This window comes from Kribbella monticola, assembly GCF_003261635.1.
Classification (GTDB): domain Bacteria; phylum Actinomycetota; class Actinomycetes; order Propionibacteriales; family Kribbellaceae; genus Kribbella; species Kribbella monticola.
The window spans coordinates 525,771-549,060 of record NZ_QFXK01000027.1; the positions used below are offsets into that span (position 1 = coordinate 525,771).

General features: G+C 69.0%; 17 protein-coding genes and 2 riboswitches. Of the genes, 13 read left to right on the forward strand and 4 right to left on the reverse strand.

The genetic code is table 11. The features are described 5' to 3' along the window. Positions 1–16 precede the first annotated feature (16 nt). The gene (locus tag DIZ26_RS13430; protein ID WP_232828312.1) at positions 17–856 is read left to right on the forward strand and encodes a helix-turn-helix domain-containing protein; all 840 of its coding nucleotides are present in this window, start codon (positions 17–19) and stop codon (positions 854–856) included. A 65-nt stretch (positions 857–921) separates the two neighbouring features. Next, positions 922–1,503: a dihydrofolate reductase family protein gene (locus DIZ26_RS13435; RefSeq protein ID WP_112240944.1), complete on the forward strand. Its 582-nt coding sequence runs from the start codon at positions 922–924 to the stop codon at positions 1,501–1,503. 18 nt (positions 1,504–1,521) lie between these two features. On the opposite strand, the gene DIZ26_RS13440 is transcribed toward DIZ26_RS13435, so the two are convergent. The 3 genes from DIZ26_RS13440 to DIZ26_RS13450 are packed head-to-tail and all read right to left on the reverse strand — an operon-like array spanning position 1,522 to position 4,255. Continuing rightward, positions 1,522–2,388: a C40 family peptidase gene (locus DIZ26_RS13440; RefSeq protein ID WP_112240946.1), complete on the reverse strand. Its 867-nt coding sequence runs from the start codon at positions 2,386–2,388 to the stop codon at positions 1,522–1,524. Then, positions 2,385–3,452, reverse strand: a complete 1,068-nt coding sequence (locus tag DIZ26_RS13445; protein WP_112240948.1) for a mandelate racemase/muconate lactonizing enzyme family protein — start codon at positions 3,450–3,452, stop codon at positions 2,385–2,387. Before DIZ26_RS13445 ends, DIZ26_RS13440 begins: the two co-directional genes overlap by 4 nt. Further along, complete coding sequence (locus tag DIZ26_RS13450) at positions 3,449–4,255, reverse strand: serine hydrolase (protein ID WP_112240950.1); 807 nt, start codon at positions 4,253–4,255, stop codon at positions 3,449–3,451. Before DIZ26_RS13450 ends, DIZ26_RS13445 begins: the two co-directional genes overlap by 4 nt. Positions 4,256–4,374: 119 nt before the next feature. On the opposite strand from DIZ26_RS13450, the gene DIZ26_RS13455 reads away from it, so the two are divergent. Genes DIZ26_RS13455 through DIZ26_RS13465 form a run of 3 tightly spaced genes read left to right on the forward strand, consistent with a single transcriptional unit; the run spans position 4,375 to position 6,941 of the window. Then, positions 4,375–5,310: a cobalamin biosynthesis protein gene (locus DIZ26_RS13455; protein WP_232828313.1), complete on the forward strand. Its 936-nt coding sequence runs from the start codon at positions 4,375–4,377 to the stop codon at positions 5,308–5,310. Further along, positions 5,311–5,991 carry a histidine phosphatase family protein gene (locus DIZ26_RS13460; RefSeq protein ID WP_198676067.1) on the forward strand — a complete coding sequence of 227 codons (681 nt, stop codon included), beginning with the start codon at positions 5,311–5,313 and terminating at the stop codon, positions 5,989–5,991. Next, a complete protein-coding gene (locus DIZ26_RS13465; protein ID WP_112240954.1) occupies positions 5,982–6,941 on the forward strand; it encodes a DUF3500 domain-containing protein in 960 nt (319 codons plus the stop codon). Before DIZ26_RS13460 ends, DIZ26_RS13465 begins: the two co-directional genes overlap by 10 nt. Before the next feature lie 56 nt (positions 6,942–6,997). Here DIZ26_RS13465 and DIZ26_RS13470 read toward each other — a convergent pair whose 3' ends face one another. Next, on the reverse strand, positions 6,998–10,156 hold the full coding sequence (locus DIZ26_RS13470; RefSeq protein ID WP_232828314.1) for a S8 family peptidase: 3,159 nt from the start codon (positions 10,154–10,156) through the stop codon (positions 6,998–7,000). Between the two features lie 349 nt (positions 10,157–10,505). Then, positions 10,506–10,620: riboswitch (cobalamin riboswitch) on the forward strand. Between the two features lie 34 nt (positions 10,621–10,654). Between DIZ26_RS13470 and cobN the strand changes: the two genes are divergently transcribed. The 8 genes from cobN to DIZ26_RS13510 all read left to right on the forward strand — a co-directional run bounded on the left by cobN (position 10,655) and on the right by DIZ26_RS13510 (position 23,271). Then, positions 10,655–14,380: a cobaltochelatase subunit CobN gene (gene cobN, locus DIZ26_RS13475; protein ID WP_232828315.1), complete on the forward strand. Its 3,726-nt coding sequence runs from the start codon at positions 10,655–10,657 to the stop codon at positions 14,378–14,380. 43 nt (positions 14,381–14,423) lie between these two features. Continuing rightward, entirely contained in the window at positions 14,424–15,185 is a 762-nt protein-coding gene (gene surE, locus DIZ26_RS13480; protein WP_112240956.1) for a 5'/3'-nucleotidase SurE, read from the forward strand. Between the two features lie 169 nt (positions 15,186–15,354). Further along, positions 15,355–15,492: riboswitch (cobalamin riboswitch) on the forward strand. Between the two features lie 342 nt (positions 15,493–15,834). Then, positions 15,835–17,913 carry a magnesium chelatase subunit D family protein gene (locus DIZ26_RS13485; protein ID WP_198676069.1) on the forward strand — a complete coding sequence of 693 codons (2,079 nt, stop codon included), beginning with the start codon at positions 15,835–15,837 and terminating at the stop codon, positions 17,911–17,913. Beyond that, positions 17,913–18,527 (forward strand): cob(I)yrinic acid a,c-diamide adenosyltransferase, encoded by a 615-nt coding sequence (cobO, locus tag DIZ26_RS13490; protein WP_112240958.1) that lies wholly within the window; start codon positions 17,913–17,915, stop codon positions 18,525–18,527. The genes DIZ26_RS13485 and cobO overlap by 1 nt, the downstream gene beginning before the upstream one ends. Positions 18,528–18,582: 55 nt before the next feature. Continuing rightward, positions 18,583–19,941: a cobyrinate a,c-diamide synthase gene (locus tag DIZ26_RS13495; protein ID WP_232828316.1), complete on the forward strand. Its 1,359-nt coding sequence runs from the start codon at positions 18,583–18,585 to the stop codon at positions 19,939–19,941. Then, the gene (bluB, locus tag DIZ26_RS13500) at positions 19,938–21,365 is read left to right on the forward strand and encodes a 5,6-dimethylbenzimidazole synthase (protein ID WP_112240961.1); all 1,428 of its coding nucleotides are present in this window, start codon (positions 19,938–19,940) and stop codon (positions 21,363–21,365) included. Before DIZ26_RS13495 ends, bluB begins: the two co-directional genes overlap by 4 nt. Then, the gene (locus DIZ26_RS13505; RefSeq protein WP_232828317.1) at positions 21,362–21,976 is read left to right on the forward strand and encodes an LURP-one-related/scramblase family protein; all 615 of its coding nucleotides are present in this window, start codon (positions 21,362–21,364) and stop codon (positions 21,974–21,976) included. Before bluB ends, DIZ26_RS13505 begins: the two co-directional genes overlap by 4 nt. A gap of 194 nt (positions 21,977–22,170) precedes the next feature. After that, the gene (locus DIZ26_RS13510) at positions 22,171–23,271 is read left to right on the forward strand and encodes a LolA family protein (RefSeq protein WP_232828318.1); all 1,101 of its coding nucleotides are present in this window, start codon (positions 22,171–22,173) and stop codon (positions 23,269–23,271) included. Positions 23,272–23,290 lie beyond the last annotated feature (19 nt).

The window sequence follows — 23,290 nt, forward strand, 5'->3', positions numbered from 1 at the left end:
CGGCCATGCTTTGGGCATGGAGTACGTGTCCAGAGTGCCGCGACTGCCCCTCGACGCGCTGATCGACGACCTCTACTACCTGGACGGCTCGCCGCCGTACGCCCGGCTGATGCTGCCGCCGATGCCGGCGGCGTTGCTCATCGTCAACCTCGGTCCGCCGTTCCGCATCCGCGCCGGCCTCGACATCGTGACAGCGGAGTACGCCGACGGCTGCGTGATCACCATGCCCACCCGCGCGCTGGAGTTCGGCTACCCACCGCGGACCCGGTCCGTCGGCGTGCATGTCAAGCCGTGGGGCCTGGCGCCATTTCTGCCCATGCCCGCGGCCGAACTGTGCGACCGGCCGGTGACGATCGAGCAGGTGTGGGGCCGGCGCGCCGTTGCTGAGCTGCGGGACCGGCTGGCCACGGCGGACGGACCGGACGAGATGCTGACGCTGCTCGAGGAGGAGCTGATGCGACGGCTGAGCGAGACCGCCGGCCTCGGGCTGGTACGCCGTACGAGCAGCGTCATCGCAGCGACCGGCGGTGCGGTGGCGATCGGTGACCTGAGCGAGGCCGCCGGTATCAGCAGCACCCATCTGGCACAGCGGTTCAAGGAGCTCGTCGGCGTCACGCCGAAGCGGCTGGCCCGCACCCAACGCTTCGCCGCTGCCGTGTTCGCGATCAACCCCGCCGGACCGATCGACTGGAGCTACCTCGCCGCTCGCGCGGGCTACTTCGACCAGGCTCACTTCGGACACGAGTTCCGGGCGTTCACGGGGCTCACGCCGACCCGGTACGTCGAAATCCGGCGGCGGTTCCTGCGCGAACATCCCGGCCACGTGATGGACGGATGGCCGTTGCCGGCCGATTGATTTCTTACAAGAGCGACCGCTCACGAGACGCATATTTTGGGCGCACCCGAAGTAGAGGAGAACCCGTGGGCAAGGTAGTTATGTACAGCTCGGTGTCGGTGGACGGTTTCGTCGCGGATGAGAACGACCAGCCTGGGCCGCTGTTCGACTGGATCACCAGCGGCGACGTGCCGTTGGACGACAGCGGCGTGCTGAAGGTGTCGCAGACTTCCTACGACTACATCCGGCCGTACTGGGACCAGATCGGCGTGACCATCGTCGGCCGGCACGTCTTCGACCTGACCGACGGCTGGGACGGGAAGCCTCCGGGCGGGATGGACCACGTGGTCGTCGTGACCCACCGGCCGAAGCCCGAGGGCTGGGACCCGGAAGCGCCGTTCCACTTCGTCGACGGCGTGGAGGCCGCCGTGGCCAAGGCGCAGGAGCTTGCCGGCGACCGCCTGGTCGAGGTGGCCGCCGGCGATGTCGGCGGCCAGGTGCTCGCGGCGGGCCTGGTCGACGAGGTGCGCATGGACGTCGCACCGGTCGTCTTCGGCTCCGGCAAGCGCTACTTCGGCTCGGTCGACACCCAGCACCTGCTGGAAGATCCCGAGGTGGCGATTCGGGCCAACCGGGTCCTCCACCTCCGCTATCAGGTACGCCGCTGACCGGGTCGGCGTACCAGGTCAGAGGCGGCCGGCGGCTACGAGGGTTTCCAGGCGTACCGGCAGGAGGGGTTCGTTTTCGAGGAGTTTGCCGGTTTCCGAGGCGTGCAGCATGCCCTCGGAGGAGACGAAGCCGACGTGGTGGACCTGTTGGCCGGGGCGGGCGAAGAAGTACAGGTCACCAGGCCTGGCTTCCTCGACCGGGATCGACTCGAGCGTGTCCGCCTGGTCGTGAGCGTCGCGGGGGACGCGTTGCCCAAGGACGCGGCTCACTGTATGCACCAGACCTGAGCAGTCGAGCCCGTACGACGAAGTGCCGCCCCACAAGTACTCGAGTCCCAGGAACTGCGACCCCAAGCGGATCCGGTCCTCGGCCGTAGCGGCGGACTCCATCGGGCGGAGCGCCGAGTCGGCAATCCAGCCCTCACCACCATCCGGCAGGGCGACCCGGGTGAACCCGTCCGAATGATCCAGCGAAGCGAGCACGGTCGCGAAGGACAGATCGAGCAGGTGCCCCGACCCAGGCTCAGCGGTCAGCGCTGCCGATGGTACGGCGACCGCCACGGGCGCCGTCGCGCTCGAAGGCAGCTCACCAAGGTGGCTCGTCGGAACCCAGCCCGGGTACCCGACTTCGTCACTCGACGACGGCTGCCACGGCGCGAGGATCTCGGACCAGCCCTGGCGCTCCGAGCGGATCACCACCGGCTCGCCGTACAGCAACTGGGTGAGGGTCCGCCCGTGCAGACCGAGGCGCGTCTCGGTGTCCATCGACTTCGCCCAGCCGGCCACGTCCGGGGACGCGGCGACCGCGGGAGCATCGACGTCGCGCGGAGCGTCGGGTGAGGTCCACACGGTGCTGACCGGGACCCTGGCGGCGACTAGTTTCATGAGTTCAAGCCTGTCACGCCCAGCCCAACGCCCGTAGGCAGTTGGATCGTCGAACCTTCATACCGAATACCACCCATCACAGGAGACTCCTTCAGCCACCAGGCCGCATCGAGGTCGTTCACCGCGGTTGTCGGGTACGCCGCCACCAGTGCCGCGGCGGCGCCGACACCGACGTGACTTTCCATCATCGAGCCCACGATCGAGCCGAGACCGTGTTCGCGGGCGAGTTCGAGCAGGGTCCGGGCGGGCCCGAGGCCGCCGCACTTGGCCAGCTTGACGTTCACCAGGTCGGCGGCGCCGTGCCGGATGACGGCGACCAGGTCGCGGACGCCGTACACGGACTCGTCCGCGAGGATCGGCGTACTGACCCGGTCGGTGATCCAGGCCATGCCCTCCAGGTCCGCGGCCGGGACCGGCTGCTCGACCAGCTCGATCGCGCAGCCCGCATCCTCCATCGCCCGGATCGCGGTGACCGCGTCGCGCCGAGTCCAGCCCTGGTTCGCGTCCAGCCGTAATCGCGGCTCCGGCCCGATCGCCTCGCGGATCCGGCGGACCCGCTCGAAGTCGGCCGCCGCGTCGCCGGTACCGACTTTCACCTTCAGTACGTCGAACCCGTCGGCGATCCGGGCGCGTCCAGCGGCAACGAGTGCATCTGCGTCGCCCGCGGACAGCGTCACGTCCGTCCGCACCGATGACACCGTCGACCCGAGGAAACCGTGCAGCGTCTGCCCTCGGCGGCGCGCGGCGAGGTCGTGCAGTGCGACATCGACTGCCGCCTTCGCTCCGAAGTTTCCGACGGCTGCACCTTGCACCCGGCGGAGCGCTTCGGTCAGGTCGTCCGGTTCGAGCCCGTTCAAGGCGGCCGCGATCGGTCCTTCGACGCAGGCCTGCGCGCCGGCGAGCGATTCGCCGGTCACCTTCCAGACCTGCGGCGCTTCGCCCCAGCCCGTCTCCGTTCCATCGCTGATCGACACCAGCAGCGAGTCGGCGTGCGTCGCCGTCCGGAGCGCGGTGACGAACGGGGTGTGCAGCGGCGCCGACACCAGGTGAGTGGAAATCTTCATCGCACAGTCTCCAGATGGTGCCGGTGTTCCCAGGCTTCCGCGGCCACCGCGGCGATCAGCTTCTGCGCCTCAGTGTCCGGCAGATCGGACGTCGTGCACATGGCCAGCACGAAGGGCTCCGCGTCGCCGGGCCGGACGATCCCGCCGTCGTGCCGGATCCGGGTGTCCCAGCCGTTCTTGTGCTCGACCCGCGTCCCGGCCGGTACGCCGGCCGGGATCTCGCCGTTCCAGGTGTTCGCCGCCAGCAGGTCGCGGACGTACCCACCGGCCGGGTCGTTGCCCACCGCAACCAGTACCGCGGCCAGATCCGCGGCGCTCATCTCGTTGCTGATCCCCGCTGCCTGAGCGGCCACATCGTCGATACCGCGCCGGATCGCGCTCAGCCCCGACCCGTACTCCGCCAGCACCGCGTTCGCCGCGTCGATGCCGACCAGTTCGAGCACGAGGTCGGTCGCAAGGTTGCTCGACCTCGTGATCATCTCCGTCGCCAGCCAACCGAGCGGCACCTGCTCGCCGAGCTCGGCCCAGGTCGCCGGCGCCTCGTCCTCGGCCGGATTCACCCCGAACCGGCCGCCTGCCGCCGACGGGAAGTCGTTGTGCACGGTGACCGGCTGATCCAGAGCCAGTTCGCCGGCCTCGACCTTGCGCGTCATCGCCATCGCCACCGGCAGCTTCATCGTGCTCGCCGAGTAATGGGTCCGTTCCGCTCCGTGCCGGAACACCGGTACGCCGTCGAGCCGGCCGAGCCACACCCCGAACTCACCACTCCCGGCGACGCCGTCGAGCAGCTCCGCGATTCCCATGGTCGTAACCTTTCCACATTCCCCGCCCCTTGATGGTTACCATTCCACAAGGTGGCGAACCGCAATCCACCAGCCCAGGCTGCGGCAGTTGGAGCCAGTGGACCTGGCAGACTCGCCGGGTGTCCAGAACTGCCGGTCTGCTGCTCGGCTTCGCTGCCGATCGCCTCCTCGGTGACCCCCGCCGGTTCCACCCCGTCGCCGGTTTCGGCCAACTGGCCGGCCGGGTCGAGCGAAGGCTGTACGCCGATTCGCGAGCTGCCGGTACGGCGTACGCGGGGCTCCTGGTCGGCTCGACCGCAGCCGCTGGGGTGCTCGCCGAGCGACTGGTCCGCGATCGGCCGGTCGCGGGAACCCTGCTGACCGCGGCGGCGACCTGGGCTGTGCTCGGTGGTCGGAGCCTGGAGCGAGAAGCCGAAGTGATGGCCGGGTATCTCGAAAAGAAGGAGATTGCGGCTGCTCGCGTTCGACTCGGCTATCTGTGCAGCCGTGATGCCACCGATCTGGAGGCCGATGAACTCGCCCGGGCGACGGTCGAATCCGTGGCGGAGAACACGTCCGATGCCTGCGTGGCGCCGCTGTTGTGGGGCGGGATGCTCGGGATTCCCGGGCTGATCGGTTACCGCGCGGCGAACACGCTCGATGCGATGGTCGGCTACAAGTCGGCGCGCTATCGCAACTTCGGGTGGTGCGCGGCGCGCCTGGACGACGTACTCAATCTGCTGCCGTCCCGGCTTTGTGCCGCGCTGACCGGAGTCGCCGCCGGGAGGCCGGGGGAGACGTGGCGGGTTTGGCAGCGCGACGCGTCGAAGCATCCGAGTCCCAATGCGGGTCCGGTCGAGGCGGCGTTTGCCGGCGCGCTCGACCTGCGGCTGGGCGGGACGAACACCTATGGCGACGAGGTGGAGGATCGCGGCTCGCTCGGTGACGGCCTACCGCCGACCGTGCCGGACATTCGGCGTACGGCGGCGTTGGCGCGGCGAGTCGGCTACGCGGCGGCGGCCACCGCGGCGATTCTGGCGCTACGCCCCCGAAGGACGAGCCAGGTGGAGGACTAGGTGCATTTGAGTCAGCGGCCGCTGCGGATCGCGTTGATGCGGCACGGGGAGTCCGAGGCGAACCTGGACAAATCCATCTTCGAACGGGTGCCCGACCACGCGATCGCGCTGACCGCGAACGGCGTACAGCAGTGCGCGGAGACCGGGCGGCGGCTGCGCGAGGTGTTCGAGAACGAGCCGGTGCGGGTCTACGTCTCGCCGTACCTGCGAGCCCTGCAGACGCTCGACGCGCTCGGCCTCGACGACCTGATCGGGCTCGCTCGCGAGGAGCCGCGGCTGCGCGAACAGGACTGGGCGAACTACCAGGACAGCGAGGACATCGAGCGACAGCAGGTACTGCGCGATTCGTACGGGCACTTCTTCTACCGGTTCACCCACGGCGAGTCCGGCTCGGACGTGTACGACCGGGTGTCGAGCTTCCTGGAGACCATGCACCGCGACTTCGAGACGCCCGACTCGCCGCGGAACGTGCTGCTGGTGTCGCACGGGCTGACGATGCGGCTGTTCTGCATGCGCTGGTTCCACTGGTCGGTGAAGTTCTTCGAGACGCTGCGCAATCCGGGCAACGCCGAGACGCGCGTCCTGCTGCGCCAGCCCGATTTCCGGTACAAGCTGGACCGGCCGTTCGAACAATGGACCGAATACGAACCGACGGAACGGGAGCGATCGGCATGGTTGTAGAACAGACCCGCGCGGCCGCACTGGAGTTGCTGGCTGCGCTCTCGCCTTCGCAGCGCTCAGAGATCAGCGCATCCTTCGACATACCGGATCACCAGGTGTGGACCTACCTGCCCGGCGACAGGCCCGGCGTGACGCTGGCCGAGCTGGACGCGGCGCAGCGCGCGCTGGCGATGCGGCTGCTGGAGATCGGGTGCAGTGAGCGCGGGTACGGCGATACGCAGTCCGTGCTCTTCACCGAAGCCGTACGACGTGGGCTCGCGCAGGCTGAGCCTGGCTCTGCGGTGGATGTCGGGTCGGAGCAGCGCTACTACCTCCGCATCCTCGGCGACCCTGCTGGCGACGGCCCGTGGGCCTGGCGGATCAACGGTCACCACCTCGCGGTGCACGTGACCGTTGTCGACGGGGTGGTCGCGTTCACTCCGCAGTTCTTCGGCGCCGAACCGGCCGTGGTCGAGTCGGGCCCGCACAAGGGCTTCCGGGCGCTACCGGCCGAGCAGGACCTCGGCTTCGAGTTGCTGCACGCACTGGAGCCCGGTCAGCGTGCGGTCGCGGTCTTCTCGGAGAAGGCACCGGACGACATCCTGACCCGATACGACCCGGTCGCGGATCCCGGCGTACTGCGTCGCGGGCTCGCGTACGGCGACATGGACGCGGCGCAGCAAACGCTCTTCAGCCGCCTCATCGGCCAGTACGTCGGCCGCGCCGCCGACGTGATCGGCCAGCGCACCTGGAAAGACATCACCGACCACGGCATCGAACGCCTCACCTTCTCCTGGGCAGGCGCCTCCGAACCAGGCGCCGGCCACTACTACTCGTTAGCCGGTCCCACCTTCCTCGCCGAATACGACAACACCCAGAACGACGCCAACCACATCCACTCCGTCTGGCGAGACCTCCACAACGACTGGGGCAAAGACCTACTAGCGGAGCACTACGCGTCGCACCGCTGACCAGCCACAGCGCACCCCCCAGCCGGACGACGCCGGCCGAGGGGTGTGCTGCTGGGTCAGGCGAGCGGGTAGGCGTTGAGCACGGTCTGGTCGGTGATGTTGCCGTCAGCATCGACCAGGTGCGATCTGAGGGAGATCTTCGTGGCGCCGGGCGTCGCGAAGACGGCCGTGTACCTGCCTTGGCCGACGGCCTTGACCTCAGCGGACCGCCAGGTCTTGCCCTCGTCACCGGAGACCTGGAGCTGCAGCGTCCTGATCCGGGGCAGCGTCGCACCGGGCTGTGCGTCGACCACGAGCGGCAGCACGCTGACGGATGTCCGCTCGACCACGTTGTGGCTGTCGACCTTCGGGCGGTACCGAACGCTGAGCAGCGGCAGCGTGGCCGGTTCGGGGACCTCGGCCGAGGAGAAGGTCCAGACCAGGTCCGTCCGCGTGCTCAACGTCGCGTAGGTCTGCCGGGTCTGTGACGTCTCCAACCGGTACGACGCTTTGCCCGCAGGCAACCCGGTCGCCTCGACGTACCCGAAGATCGGCGTTTCCGCGATCTTGACCCCGTTACGGAAGAGCACAGTGCCGGCCGAATCCGTCTGGCTCCGCCCTCGGTTCCCATCGGCGTCACCGACCGGCGCGACCTGGACACGCAGCCGATCCTGTGCGCGTTGCGCGAACTGCGGCGACGGTACGAACGGTGCGGCGTTGAATCGTTCCCGGTACGACAGGGCGGTCCGGTAGACCTTCGCCTCGGATCCGACACCCGAGAACTCCGGAAAGGCCGCCGGATCCTGGACCCCTGTTGCCCAGGAGATGCCCGGCTCCAGGAACGCCGTCGTCGTGATCGGGCTGTCGAACCGCACTCCAGGTGTGAGGAATCCGGCGCCGTCCGGCGTACCGGCGGAGAGTGTTCGTTCGACCACCCGGTCGGTCGTGGCGTTGACGGTCTGGCAGACGGTTGCCAGATCCTTGTCGTGCACGGTCCGGTCGAGGCCGTTCGGGTATCCGCCGGAAGTCGTGCTGACGAGGCCGTACAGGTACGGCGAGTTCCGGAAGTCTCCGTCGATACCGGGCTTGCCCCACTGCGACGCGATATGTCCCGTCATCAACGCGGCGGGCACATCGGCGCCGACCTGTGCCATGTGGATCCGGCTCAGGTCGAACGTCAATCCGTTCACAGCGGTCTCGCGGGCAGGGTCGGCGGTGGTCCGCCGGTATCCGACGTCCCCGATGATCAGCCCGGCATCCGGTCGCGGGAGGGCGACCTTGACACCTGCGGTCCGGCGAGCGTCGAGAACGACCGTGCTGTCCTTCGTCAACTGCAGACTCGGCTGAACCATCAGATAGAAGTCCTCCCCGACCTGCTGCTGGGCGTCGATCAGATACTCGCCCTTGGGCAACCGCACCTTTGCCGAGGCGCCCGAAACAACGAGGTCGACGGCTTGGTCCAGACCCCACACTTCCGTGCTGGTCGTGTCGTCGGAGCTGGGAGCGCCGTCGGGACCGAGATGGGTGATGGTGAGGTCGTAGCGCTCGGGTTCTTTGTCGACGCCCACCGCAGAGGTGACACTGCCCGCCGGGCCGGTCGCGGTGACGCGGCCGGAGTACGTGCCATCCGATCCACTGTGCTTGGTGTTCGAGGTCACCTGCACCGCGGCGGTGCTGCCCGCGGGGACCGTGACCGTGCTCGTGCTCAGGACGAGCGCGTCCGTCGGAGCCGGGCCGCCGTCCGGGCCGCTCAGTGAGGCAGCCAGGTCGAGCGTCACCGGTCGATCCCCGAGGTTGCGATAGGTCAGCGTCCTGGTGACCGGAGTGTCGTCGTCGTGCGGCCACCTCGCGGTGCCGAACGAGAGGTTGCCGGGCTCGGCGACGACGGTCTGGGTGATGCCTTTGGCAACATCCACCCGGCCGGCACCCTGCTCGAACGCCGTCTGGCCGGCCGCCGGCCGGGCCGACCCCATCAGCACGCCCTTGAGCTCGGCGGCCTTCCAGTCCGGGTGCTCCTGGGCCAGGATCGCCGCCGATCCGGCCACGTGCGGCGTCGCCATCGACGTCCCGCCGAGGCGCAGGTAGTCGTCGCCGACGGGCTCACCGATGACCGAGTCCTTCGCCTTCGCCGCGACGATCGAGACGCCCGGTGCGCTGATGTCCGGTTTCACGGCTCCATCGCCGACGCGCGGGCCGCGGCTGGAGAAGTCGGCCAGCCGGTTGTCCTTGTCCACGGCGCCGACAGTGAGCGCCGCGTCCGCACTGCCCGGTGAGTCGATGGTGCCCTCGCCCGGGCCGTTGTTGCCGGCGGCGACCACGAACAAGGTGCCCGTCTGGCTGGTCAGCCGCTCCACGGCTTCCTCGAGCGGGTCGATCGCGGCGGTGTCCTCGCGTCCCAGGCTCAGATTGACGACTTTCGCCTTGACCTCGGTCGCGGCCCATTCCATCCCGGCCAGGATCGCGGAGTCCTGGCAGTCGCCGGTGTCGTCGCAGACCTTGCCGTCGTACAGCTTCGCTCCGGGGGCAACGCCTTTGTACCTGCCGTTCGATGCGGCCCCGGTACCGGCGATCGTCGAGGCGACGTGCGTGCCGTGGCCGTAGTGATCGCCGGCGGGATCGTCCGTGAAGTTCTTCGCTCCCACCACCTGGGTGGCCAGGTCGGGATGGGACGCGTCGATCCCGGTGTCCAGCACTGCCACGGACACGCCTGTACCTGTGAAGCCGGCCTGCCACGCTGCGGGTGCACCGATCTGCGGGACAGACTGGTCCAGGGTGACCCTTCGCTTGCCGTCGAGCCAGATCTTGGCGGCTCCAAGACTCGACCGGGCCGGCTGGACTCCGGCCAGGAAGCCCGCTGCGGTGGCCTTGGCGACCCTGATCGCCGCACCGTTGACGGAAGGTAGTTCACGGGTCACCGTCGCCCCGGGCATCGCCGCGCGCTGCCGCGCCCTCCCGCTGTAGGTGACCAGCAACGGGATCGACGAACTCGACCTGTCGTCGAGCCCGTCCCGGGCCAGACCGGCCACATCGAACAGTTGGCGATCCAGCCTTCCGTCGTTCACCGCGCTCCGGACGTCGGAAGGAATGATGTACAGGTGGCTCTGAGTTCGATGTGTGCTGAACATCAGCCCACGCCGGCCCGGACCCGGCTCAACCGCGACGCGACCGTTCTCGCCGCCTTGCAGCGTGACCCTGTCACCAGTGATCAACGTGACCTTCTGGGTGGGGCCGATCACCTGAGCCGCCGCCTCGCCGGCAAGCGAAGAGGGCGGCTGCGGCCGAGACGACGCATCAGCCGGTCCCGACAGTGCCAGACCTAGAACAGCGAGGGAGACGACGGTAGCCCCGACCCTCCATGACCGCGGTCGAAATTTCACCACAGAACCTTCCACTCGGTTGTCCACGCATCAGACCGGCCGGACACCGCCGAGAGCGGGCCTGCTCGGCCATCCACCTTCTGAACGTCCGGGCCGGCCGGAAAAGGTGACACCTTCAGCAGAGGCGGCGGCCCCGAGCACCGGATACTTCCCGAGTTCCCGCTGCCTCACGGCCGGTGGCCGGACGACCGTCAAGGTCGTCGGATAAGGTCGGGGCGTAAGCGACGGTTGTGCAGGAACCCGGTGTGAGTCCGGGGCGGTCCCGCCACTGTGACCACGTTCTCGTGGGAGTCAGGAACTGCTGCCGTCGTACCTGCCACCTGGGGCGTGGACACCCCGAGGAAGGACCGGCCGCGCTTGCCCGCGAACGCGAACCTGTTGCTGCTCTCAACCGCCGACACCGACCTGCTCGCCGCCTCTCAGGCCGGCGCAGGATGGAAGGTCGCCAACCCCGCCCGGGTCGACCTGGCGGATCTGCCGCAAATGCTTGACGGCGTCGAGGTCGTAGTGGTCCGCCTCCTCGGCGGTCGCCGCGCCTGGGAGGAGGGTCTCGACGCCGTCATCTCCGCCGGTATCCCGACCGTCGTGCTGTCCGGCGAGGCCGCGCCCGACGCCGAGCTGATGTCGCTCTCCACGGTCCCCGCCGGCGCCGTCACCGAGGCACTCGCGTACCTCCGCGAAGGCGGCTCGAAGAACCTCGCGAACCTCGCCGGCTTCCTCCGCGACACCTTGCTGCTCACCGGCGACCCCTTCGACCCGCCGTACGCGCTTCCCACGTACGGCGTACGCGCGGGCCGCACCTTCGAAGAGGACGACCGGCCTGTCGTCGGCATCGTCTACTACCGAGCGCACGAGATCTCCGGCAACACCGCCTTCGTCGACGCGCTCGCGGACGCCATCGAGAACGCCGGTGCACAGGCACTACCCGTGTACTGCGGCACGCTGCGCGGCCTGGACCCGAGCAGCACAGAGAACGCGGAACTCTTCGCTCTGCTCAGCAAAGCGGACGTGCTCGTCACCACCCTGCTGGCCGCGGGCGGCACGGTCGCCGCGAATGCGAGCGCCGGAGGCGACGACTCGTGGGACGCGGGCGCGCTCGCCTCGCTCGACATCCCGCTGATCCAGGGCCTCGCGCTGACCTCGACCAGGGAGCAGTGGCTCGAGAGCGATGCCGCGATCAGTCCGCTGGACGCCGCGACGCAGGTCGCGATCCCCGAGTTCGACGGCCGGCTCATCACGATTCCGTTCTCGTTCAAGGCGTACGACGCCGAGGGGATCGCGAGCTACGCACCGGATCTCGAGCGCTGCGCGCGCCTCGCCGGGATCGCCACGGCCCAGGCGAAGCTTCGCCACGTGGAGCCCAAGGACAAGAAGCTCGCGCTCGTCCTGTCGTCGTACCCGACCAAGCACGCCCGGATCGGCAACGCGGTCGGTCTTGACACACCGGCCTCCGCCGTCGTCCTGCTCGGTCAGCTGCAGGAGGCCGGCTACGACCTCGGACCGGACCTCAACCTCGACGAACTGCAGGGAGCCGAAGGTGCGGACGGCCTGATCCACCGGCTGATCGCGGCCGGCGGACACGACGTCGACTGGCTCACCGACGAGCAGTTGTCGAGCGCGGTCGCCAAGATCCCGCTGTCCACCTACGCGAAGTGGTTCGGCGCAGTACCGGAGTCGTTGCAGGAGGCAATGACCGGGGCGTGGGGCGAGGCGCCGGGAAGCCTGTACGTCGACCAGTCGGGACCGGAGCCGGCGATCGCCTTGGCCGCCTTGCGATTCGGCAACGTCGTACTGATGATCCAGCCGCCACGCGGATTCGGCGAGAACCCGGTCGCGATCTACCACGACCCGGACATGGCGCCGTCGCATCACTACCTCGCGGCGTACCGGTGGCTCGAAGCGTCGCCGGAAGAGGGCGGCTTCGGCGCGCACGCGGTCGTGCACCTGGGCAAGCACGGCACGCTGGAATGGCTTCCTGGCAAGGGAATCGGGATGGCGGCCGACTGCGCGCCGGACGCCGTACTGGGCAACCTGCCGCTCGTTTACCCGTTCATCGTCAACGACCCCGGGGAGGGGACGCAGGCGAAGCGGCGCGGGCATGCGGTGATCGTGGACCACCTCGTACCGCCGATGGCGCGCGCCGAGACGTACGGCGACATGGCCAAGCTGGAGTACCTGCTCGACGAGTACGCGACCGTCTCCGCGCTCGACCCGGACAAGGTGCCGACGTTGCGCGCGCAGATCTGGACGCTGATCCAGGCGGCGCAACTGCACCACGATCTGCACACGTCCGAGAAGCCGGACGACGAGGAGTTCGACGAGTTCGTCCTGCACCTCGACGGGTATCTCTGCGAGATCAAGGACGTCCAGATCCGCGACGGGCTGCACATCCTCGGTGGCGGTCCGGTCGGAGAGGCCCGCGTCAACCTGGTCCTCGCAGTACTGCGTGCTCAGCAGATGTGGGGCGGCAAGGCGGGCGCGGTTCGCGGTCTGCGTGCTGCTCTGGGCGACACGTTCGGTGTCGACGAGGCCGCGATGCTCGCCGATCCGGGGCAGGTCGTACCGGAGCTCGCTGAGCTGGCGACGCTCGCGGATCTGCCGGCCGTGAGTGGTGCAGACGGCGTGGACCTGCTGGAAGCGGTCGCGCGCAAACTCGTGCTCGGCATGGAGACGCTCGGCTGGGATGCGGCCAAGGTGCCGGTCGTCGTCGACGAGGTGCTCGGCCGCGCGTCCGACGGCGTGAGCGCCTCGCTGACTTTCGCCGCGACCGAGGTGGTGCCGCGACTGGCCCGGACCGGCGACGAGCTGGCCAACGTACTGCGTGCGCTGGCCGGCCGCTTCGTCGAAGCCGGCCCGTCGGGCTCGCCGACTCGCGGTCTGGTGAACGTCCTGCCGACCGGCCGGAACTTCTACGCGGTCGACCCGAAGGCGATCCCGAGCCGCAACGCGTGGGACGTCGGCGTCGCGCTGGCCGACTCGTTGCTGGCCCGGCACCGGGCCGAGACGGGGGAGTGGCCGCGATCGGTCGGCCTGACCGTCTGGGGCACGTCCGCGATGCGCACCCAGGGCGACGACCTGGCCGAGGTGCTCTGGCTCCTCGGCTGCCGGCCGGTCTGGGACGAAGCGTCTCGTCGCGTCACCGGTTTCGAGGTCGTTCCTCTTGACGAGCTCGGCCGGCCGCGGGTCGACGTGACGATCCGGATCTCGGGGTTCTTCCGGGACGCCTTCCCGCACGTGGTTTCGCTGCTGGACGAAGCCGTTCGTACGGTCGCCGCGCTCGAAGAAGATGCCTCCGACAACTATCTTCGGGCGCACGTCCAGGCAGATGTTGCTGAGGGCAACGACCTGCGCTCGTCGACGGCCCGGGTCTTCGGTTCCAAGCCCGGCTCGTACGGCGCGGGGCTGCTGCCGCTCGTCGATGCCCGGAACTGGCGGACCGACGCCGAGCTCGCCGAGGTGTACGCGGTCTGGGGCGGGTACGCGTACGGCAAGGATCTCGACGGCGCGGAGGCTCGGCCGTCGATGGAGCGCGCCTACGCGCGGATCCAGGTGGCGGCGAAGAACGCGGACACCCGCGAGCACGACATCATGGATTCGGACGACTACTTCCAGTACCACGGCGGCATGGTCGCGATGGTGCGCCACCTGACCGGTTCGAACCCGAAGGCGTACATCGGCGACTCCGCCGTACCGGCTCAGGTGAAGACGCGGACGCTCGAGGAGGAGACCAAGCGGGTCTTCCGGGCCCGCGTGGTGAACCCGAGGTGGATGACGGCGATGCAGCGGCACGGGTACAAGGGCGCCTTCGAGATGGCCGCGACGGTGGACTACCTGTTCGGGTACGACGCGACCGCGGGCGTCGTGGACGACTGGATGTACGAGACGCTGACCAAGGAGTACGTCGCCAATCCGGAGATCGCCGAGTTCTTCCGCAAGTCGAACCCGTGGGCCCGGCACGGCATCGCCGAGCGGTTGCTCGAGGCGGCTCAGCGCGGTCTGTGGTCGGAACCCACCGACGAGGCCCTGGAAACCCTGCGCACGGCCGTTCTGGAAACAGAGGGTGACATCGAGGACCGCGGCTGAGACTGTCAGGCGGCGCGGTCCGGTCGTGTGATTGGGTTGAGGCATGGCTTCTGAGCAGCTGCGAGTCCTGATCACCAACGACGACGGCTACCAGGCGCGGGGCATCCGGGCCCTGGCGCACGCGGTCGCGTCGGCCGGTCACGAGGTGCTGGTAGTGGCGCCGCTGACCGATCAGAGCGGCGTCGGTACGGCGCGGGCCGGCTGGGTCAACCGGCCGATCAAGACCGCCTCGGAGGATGCGGACGGGATCACCTACATCGGGGTCGACGGCACGCCGGCGCTGGCCGTCACGATGGCGCGCCTCGGCGCGTTCGGCAAGTCGCCGGAGCTGGTCGTGTCGGGGATCAATCACGGCTACAACTTCGGCGCGATCCTGCACTCCGGGACGGTCGGCGCTGCGCTGACCGGGGCGACCCAAGGGCTGTCGGGGCTGGCGATCAGCATCGGCTCCGAGCACCCGCAGCACCTGGAAGTCGCCGCGGACATCGCTGCGGAACTGATCGGCTGGGTGCGCGACGAACCGGTCGGCACGGTGCTGAACATCAACGTGCCGGACGTCCCGAAGGCCGACCTCCGCGGCGTCCGTACCGCGACCCTGGCTCCGGTCAACCCCACCCGCCTCAAGGCCTCCGTCGCCCCCACCGGCGAGCCCATCATGATCCTCCGCGACCCCGACCCCTCCCAATACCCCGACTCGGACGAGTCCCTCCTGGCCGAGGGCTACGTAACCCTCACCTCGATCACCGGCGTAACAGCACGCGACGACGAAACCCCCGCCCGGTACCTCACCAACCGACTCACCTGACCGGCGACCGGCTGAGGGCTGCGGCCCTGGCCCGGACAAGGGAGACCAAGCCAGGGGCGCGTCGCCCGTCGTAGCGGGAGAGGGCGCAGGCGAAGCGCCTACTGGGCTGCGGGCGAGGTGTGGTGATGGGTGAGGTTGGTCTCCGGGCGGTGGGAGACCGCGGGCGGTGTGGAATGATCGCGGGGACGGTTGGAGAGGAACACCGGTGACGGCACTGTAGTGAGCCGGAGTCCGGGGCGGTCCCGCCACTGTGACCGGGTGCGAATCCGGAAGCCAGGACATCTCCCGCCGTCCGCCAGGGAGCGCTCTCCGCGTTCCCGGCGTGCCAGGTGCCGAGGCGGGCGTGGACACCCGCAGGACGAAGGGAACACCGCTGATGCGGCCAGCTCCACCCAACTCTCAGCCTGCCCCAGCCCCCGCGCCCGACGGCGCGCTGCCGCAGGAGCCCACATCGCATGGCGCTCCATCGGCGGAGTCTGCGCCCTCCGGCGCGCTGCTGCAGGATCCCTCACCTCATGGCGTGGTCTCGGCGGGCTCCGCACCTCGCGGCGCGCTGCCGGAGGATCCCTCACCTCATGGCGTGGTCTCGGCGGGCTCCGCGCCTCGCGGCGCTCTGTCGGAAGGCTTTCCGTTCACCGCCGTCGTCGGAATGGAAGACCTCCAGCTCGCCTTGATTCTCGCGGCGGTCTCGCCGGCGATCGGTGGTGTGCTGATCCGGGGTGAGAAGGGTACGGCGAAGTCCACGGCCGTCCGCGCCCTGACCGAGATCCTCCCCGCGATCGAGGTCATCCCGTCCTGCCGCTTCTCCTGCGACCCGAATGCCCCTTCCCCCGACTGCCCCGACGGTCCCCACGAGATCACCGGCGAGAACGGCGTGGAGCGCTCTCTGCGACCCGCGCGACTGGTCGAGCTACCGGTTGGAGCGACCGAAGACCGCGTACTCGGCTCGCTGCATCTCGAGCGAGCGCTCTCTGAAGGCGTCACGGCGTACGAACCCGGGCTGTTGGCTGCGGCGCATCGCGGGTTGCTGTACGTCGACGAGGTCAACCTGCTGCACGACCACCTGGTCGACGTACTTCTCGACGCGGCCGCGATGGGCCGTGCGACTGTCGAGCGCGACGGCATCTCCGTCACGCATCCGGCGCGCTTCGTGCTCGTCGGCACCATGAACCCTGAGGAAGGCGAGCTCCGCCCGCAGCTGCTCGACCGCTTCGGGCTGACGGTCGATGTGGTCGCGAGCCGCGACCCGGCCGTTCGGGTCGAGGTGATGCGGGCGCGGCTGAGCTACGAGGCCGGCCCGGCGGCGTACGTCGCCAAGTTCGCCGACGCTCAGCGTGAGCTCGCGGAGCGGATCGTGAAGGCGCAGAGCCTGTTGCCGGACGTGATCCTGACCGACTCCGCGCTCCGTCAGATCGCCGAGATCTGTGCGTCCTTCGACGTCGACGGCATGCGGGCAGATCTCGTGACAGCCCGTACTGCGGTCGCTCACGCCGCCTGGTCCGGGCGGACTGTTGTCGAGGTGGAGGACGTACGAGCGGCGGCCAAGCTCGCGTTGCCGCACCGCAAACGGCGCAACCCGTTCGACGCGCCCGGGCTGGACGACGAGCAACTCGACCAGGCGATCAAGGACAGCACCCCACCCGAACCGGACCCCGACGACGATCCCGACGGAGGCCCGGACAACCCGGGCGGCGGTCCGGACGGTGGTGGTCCCGACAACGGCGACGGCGAAGTGGAAGGCGACGACACACCCCCAACGGAGGACGCACCCGGGGAGCAGGACGCGCCCCGAGAGCAGGACGGACCCGGCCAGCAGGACGCGCTCCGAGAGCAGGACGCACGCGGAGAGCAGACTGACCGGGGGAACACAGAGAGCGCTGTCTCGGGTTCCGCGCCGACTGGTCAGGTGGCGGCCAGCTCCGAGCCTTACAAGGCTCGCCTACTCAGCGTCCAAGCACCCGGAGCCGGCGTTGCCGGTCGGCGATCTCGCGCGATCACCGAGGTCGGCCGCGTCGTAGGCGACCGCGCCCGACTCGGCCGCGAACCAGGCCGCCCGCACCTCCTCGCCACCATCCGCGCAGCCGCACCACACCAACACACCCGCGGCCGAACAGGTCTCGGTCTCACCGTACGGGCCAACGACATCCGTCTTGCGGTCCGCGAGGGGCGGGAGGGGAATCTGGTGCTCTTCTGTGTTGATGCGTCTGGGTCGATGGGGACGAAGAGGCGGATGGGGGAGGTGAAGACGGCGATTGTTTCGTTGCTGCTGGATGCATATCAGCGGCGCGACAAGGTCGGTCTGGTGACTTTCGCCGGTGCTACCGCCACGGTTGTGCTGCCGCCGACGGGTAGCGTCGAAACCGCGGTACGGCGGCTCGAATCGCTGCCCACCGGCGGTCGGACCCCACTCGCCGAAGGGCTGCTCCAAGCGGCCGAGGTACTGCGGATCGCGGCGATCCGCGATCCTCGGCGCCGGCCGTTGCTGGTGCTCGTGACGGATGGCCGGGCGACTCACGGAGAGAGCGCGTTCGCCAAAGCGAAGCAGGCCGCCGGGTGGCTGGCGATGCAGGGGATCGCTAGCGTCGTGGTGGACTGCGAACCGCGTCGCGGCGTACGGCTCGGATTGGCTGCTGAGCTCGCCGACGTTCTCGGCGCGGAGTACCTGGATCTGGGGGAAGTTGCCGCGGGCAACCTTGTTCGAGCTGTCACCACGAGGAGCGCCGCCTGATGCCGCAGGGACAACCGAGTGTCGTACCGCAGGACGGTCTGACCACCCGCCAGCGCCGGAACCGGCCGTTGCTGATGGTGCACACCGGTGAGATGAAGGGGAAGTCGACCGCGGCGTTCGGGATGGCGCTGCGCGGCTGGAACCAGGGCTGGAACATCGGGGTGTTCCAGTTCGTCAAGAGCGCGAAGTGGAAGGTCGGCGAGGAGAGCGCGTTCAAGGCGCTCGGACAGTTGCACGAGGCAACGGGTGAGGGCGGCCCGGTCGAGTGGCACAAGATGGGCGAGGGATGGAGCTGGTCGCGCAAGGCCGGTTCCGAGGAGGATCACGCCGCCGATGCGCTCGAAGGCTGGCGGGAGATCCAGCGCCGGATCGCTGCCGAGACGCACGATCTCTATGTGCTGGACGAGTTCACCTATCCGATGAAGTGGGGGTGGGTGGACGTCGACGAGGTGGTCGAGACGCTGACGAACCGGCCAGGTCACCAGTACGTCGTGATCACGGGACGGAACGCGGACCAGCGGCTCCTCGACGCGGCGGATCTGGTCACCGAGATGACCAAGGTGAAGCACCCGATGGACGCGGGCCAGAAGGGCCAGAAGGGCATCGAGTGGTGAGCGCCCAGAACGCAGAACGCGCTCTCCCACAACCCAGCCGCTCGCGGAGTTGGCGGTGGTGATTCCGCGGATTGTGGTGGCCGCGCCTTCGTCGGGGGCTGGGAAGACGACTGTGGCGGTCGGGTTGATGGGGGCGCTGCGGCAGGCGGGGCATCGCGTCGCAGGGTTCAAGGTGGGACCGGACTACATCGACCCCGGATTCCACGCCGTCGCGACCGGGCGCCCGGGCCGGAACCTCGATCCCATGCTGTCCGGTGAGGAACGCGTCGCGCCGCTGTTCGCCCACGGCGCGGTGAGCGCGGACCTCGCCGTTGTCGAAGGTGTGATGGGCCTGTACGACGGTGCACTCGGCACCGAGGGCTACGCCTCCACAGCACACGTCTCAAAGTTGCTCAAGGCACCGATCGTGCTGGTGGTCGACGCGTCCGCGGCAGGACGCAGCGTCGGCGCGGTAGTGGCTGGTTTCCTCTCGTACGACACCGGCGTCCGGATCGTCGGAGTGATCCTGAACAAGGTCGGTTCGGACCGCCACGAGGCCGAGGTGCGCGCCGGTGTCGCGCCCACCGGCGTACCGGTTCTCGGTGTACTGCGGCGTGACACCCGCCTGACCGTGCCGAGCCGCCATCTCGGGCTGATCCCGGCCGACGAGCAGCGCGAGCAGGCGTCGGGCGCGGTGGAAGCCGCCGCGGAGTTGGTGCGGCAAGGCGTCGATCTGGAGGCCTTCGTCGCAGCGGCCCGGACCGCGCCTGACCTGGACGTGCAGCCCTGGGACCCAACCGCTGAAGTCACCCCAGCCGAGGAGGGCAGGCCGGTCATCGCGATGGCAGGCGGACCCGTGTTCTCCTTCCGCTACACCGAGACGGCCGAACTGCTGACAGCAGCCGGCGCCGACGTCGTCACCTTCGACCCACTCCGGGAGTCATTGCCCGAGGCAACCTCCGCGCTCTACCTCGGCGGCGGCTTCCCCGAGCTTCACGCGGAAGCGCTCTCCGACAACGCCGTACTGCGCAAGCAGGTCGCCGACGAGATCGCCGCAGGTCTCCCGGTCGTCGCGGAATGCGCCGGCCTGCTCTACCTGTGCCGTGAACTCGACGGCCACCAGCTGACCGGCGTACTACCGGCGACGGCTCGTATGACGAGTCGCCTGACGCTCGGCTACCGGACAGCGATCGCAGCGACCACCACCGCGATCTTCGACGAGGGCCGTCGCGTTCGCGGCCACGAATTCCACCGGACCACAGTCGAGTACGACGGAGACGTCGACAGCGCCTGGTATCTCCCAGGGGGCATCCAGGAAGGCGTCGCCCGCACCCAGATCCACGCGTCCTATCTCCACCTGCACTGGACGGCGACACCCGACGTGCCCGCCAGGTTCGTAGCAGCGGCCCGTGTCTACGCGGGGTTGGAGAAATGAGCCTGATCGTGGGAATCGGCCTGCGCTCCGGTACGTCGTACAGAGAGCTGCGCGACCTCGTGGAGAAAGCACTGGCCGGCTTGAGCCCGCAGGACGTCGTACAGGTGGTCACTGTCGAAGGCAAGGAGACAGAGCCCGGTCTGCAACGGCTAGTCGCGTCACTGGATGCACAGCTGTTCACTGCACCATCACTGGAGCTCTCCCAACAACAAGTGCCGACCCCGAGCGACGAAGTAGAACGCCTGACCGGTACTGCGAGCGTTGCCGAGGCCGCCGTGATCCTGAGCGGGGCCGAGCTCGTAGTACCCAAGCAGCGCTCAGCCCGAGCCACAGTCGCTGTCGGCAAACTCCTGAACAGCCAATCGATGGCCGCTCCCGGCTATCCGCAAACCGAGCGGGAGACCGTACATCGCGTGCTGGCCGAGCGGCGCGACGTACGCCGAGGTTTCCTCGACCACCCGATCGCCGACGACGTCCTCACCCGCGTACTGGAGTCGGCGCACCGCGCGCCCAGTGTCGGCCTGAGCCAGCCGTGGGACTTCGTCCTCATCCGGGACATCGCCACCCGCCGCAAGGTGCACGACCTCGCGATCGCCCAAAGAGACGCGTTCGCTGCATCGCTTCCGGCCGACCGGCGGAGCGCGTTCGACGGACTGAAGATCGAGGCGATCCTCGACACCCCACTCAACATCGCCGTCACCTGCGACCCAGGCCGCGGCGGCCGCCACGTGCTGGGACGGCACGCCGACCCACGGACCACCTGGTTCTCAGCGGCGATCGCCATCCAGAACCTGTGGCTGGCCGCGCGCGCAGAGGGGCTCGGCGTCGGTTGGGTGTCGTTCTTCGAGCCAGGAGAGGTCGGCGCAGTACTGGACCTGCCCGCCCAGGTGGAGCTCGTCGGGTATCTGTGCGTCGGCCACGTGGAGGAGTTCGCCGCAGCGCCCGAGCTGGTGCGGAGTGGATGGGCTGCGCGACGGCCGCTCTCGTGGGCTGTGCACCAGGAGGCCTGGGGACAACGCGGCTTGCCGGGGGAGTCGCCGTCGCAGGTGATCGTGCGGGACGCAGTACAGGCCGAAGGTGTAGCAAAGCCTGTTGGTAGTCAGGTGGTGCACCTGGTGGTTGTCGACGCGGCGCAGCCGGAGTTGCTGGAGCGGCCCGAAGCCCTCGTAGTACAGGTGGCTGGGGAGAAGCCTGCTGCGGACTTCGGAGTGCTGTGGCGACCTGCGCGGTCCGCCGACGAGGCGGTGGAGCTCGGTGTCGAGGTGGCTCGGGATCTGGTGCTGCAGGGCGTAGGGCAGATCGTCGTAGAGCTCCCTGTCGAGTCCGACATCTCCCGGGCGCTCGCACGCGGCGTACGGCTGGGTGGTCTTGCCTGCGGCATCACAGTCGATGAACCGGGGAAGATGCGAGACTCCTCCGCATGACCGTCCCACCCCAAGGCCCAGCGCCTATGTACGTTCCCGCCTTCTCGATGAAGCAGCGGATCACCCTGATGGCGAACAAGTACGAACTGATCGCCACCAACCCGGACGGGTCCGACGGAGCGCTGCTCGCGTTCGCGCAGCAGAAGCGGATGGCCTTCAAGGAAGAGGTCACCTTCTACACCGACGACACCAAGTCGCAGGCGGTGTTCTCGTTCAAGGCCCGCAAGCGGATCGACCTCGGCTCCGGGTACGACGTGTTCGACCCGCAGGGCCAGCCGATCGGCTGGTTCAAGAAGGAGTTCGGCAAGAGCCTGCTGCGCTCCAGCTGGCAGCTCAGCGGTGCCGGCTTCGAAGCCGACGGGACCGAGCGGAACCCGACCGTTGCGATCGTGCGCCGGATCTGGGAGTTCGTCCCGTACGTCGGCGAGATCCCGTTGCCGTTCATCTTCCACTTCGACTTCAAGGACCGCGCCACCGGCGAGCTGGTGCTTGCGGTCGAGCGCAAGGTGTCGGTCCGCGACCGTTACCGCGTCACCGCTCCCGATCCGCGGCTCGACTTCCGCGTCGCGGCCGCGATGACGGTCGCGCTCGACGCCCTCCAGAGCCGCTGATCCAGCACCACGCTGCAGACCGGACGCCGCATTTCATCCGACGCCTGCCGTACGCCGTTCACCCGGCGTACGGCGGGCGTCGTACGGGCCGCTCCCTCTTTTGGGTGATTCGACCCTGACAGCCCTTGGTTCGGGGTGGGTGCGGTGCGAGTCTTGGAGACATGGGAGCAACGCAACGGAGTCGACGGTGGTTGGTGCCGGTCACGGCAGTCGCGGTGGTAGCGGGTGTGGGAGCGCTCGGGCCGGTGGTCGCGGACGCGTCTCCTGACCTGCCCGGGATCACGGCCCAGGACCTGCTCGCCAAGGTGCAGACGGCCAAGGTCGACGGGCTGTCCGGCACGGTGACGTCCTCGACGGATCTCGGTCTGCCGGCGATTCCCGGGCTCGGCGCCGATGCCGCCAAGTTCACCGACCTGCTGACCGGCAAGCACACGGCCCGGGTCGCCTTCGCCGCTCCCGACAAGGCTCGCATCTCCGTGATCGACCAGATGGCCGAGCGCACGGTGACCACCGACGGCAAGACCGCCTGGGTGTACGACTCGTCCCGCCGAGAGGCCACCAAGCTCGCCCTGCCCGCGCACCCGGGCAAGCCCGAGGTCGCGCCGGAGAAGCAGGCGTACGACCCGCAGGCCGTCGCGAAGCAGTTCCTCGCCGCCATCGACCCGTCCACGAAGGTGGAGGTGAGCGGCACCGAGAAGGTCGCCGGGCGCGACGCGTACAAACTTCGCCTGATCCCGAAGACCGACAAGACGACGGTCGGTTCGGTGACGCTGGCGATCGACTCGAAGACCTGGATCCCGCTCGAGGTGACGGTGATGCCGCGGACCGGCAAGGATCCCGCGGTCCAGCTCGGCTTCTCGTCCGTGTCGTTCAGCACGCCGGACAGCAGCACGTTCTCCTTCACGCCGCCCAAGGGCGTCAAGGTGACCGAGCAGAAACTCCCGACGGCTCGGCACATCGAGCCCAAGGGCCTCCCGAAGCCGAACGCCACCAAGCCAGGCGCCAAGCCCGGCATGGTGAAGCCTGGCATGGGCATGGCTGACCGGGACAAGCCGACCGTCGTCGGCAAGGCCTGGGAGAGCGTCCTCGTACTACGTGGCGCCAAGCTTCCCGCCGATGTCGGACCGCTCGGCCAGCTGCTCGCCAAGGCGCGCACGGTCCAGGGCACCTGGGGCTCGGGCAAGATCCTCACCACCAAGATGGTCAGCGCGCTGATCACGGACGACGGCCGCGTGTTCGTCGGCCTGGTCACACCCGACACCCTCGAAGCCGCCGCCGCCAAGGCTCCCCGCTGACCACGCGAACCGCGAGCCG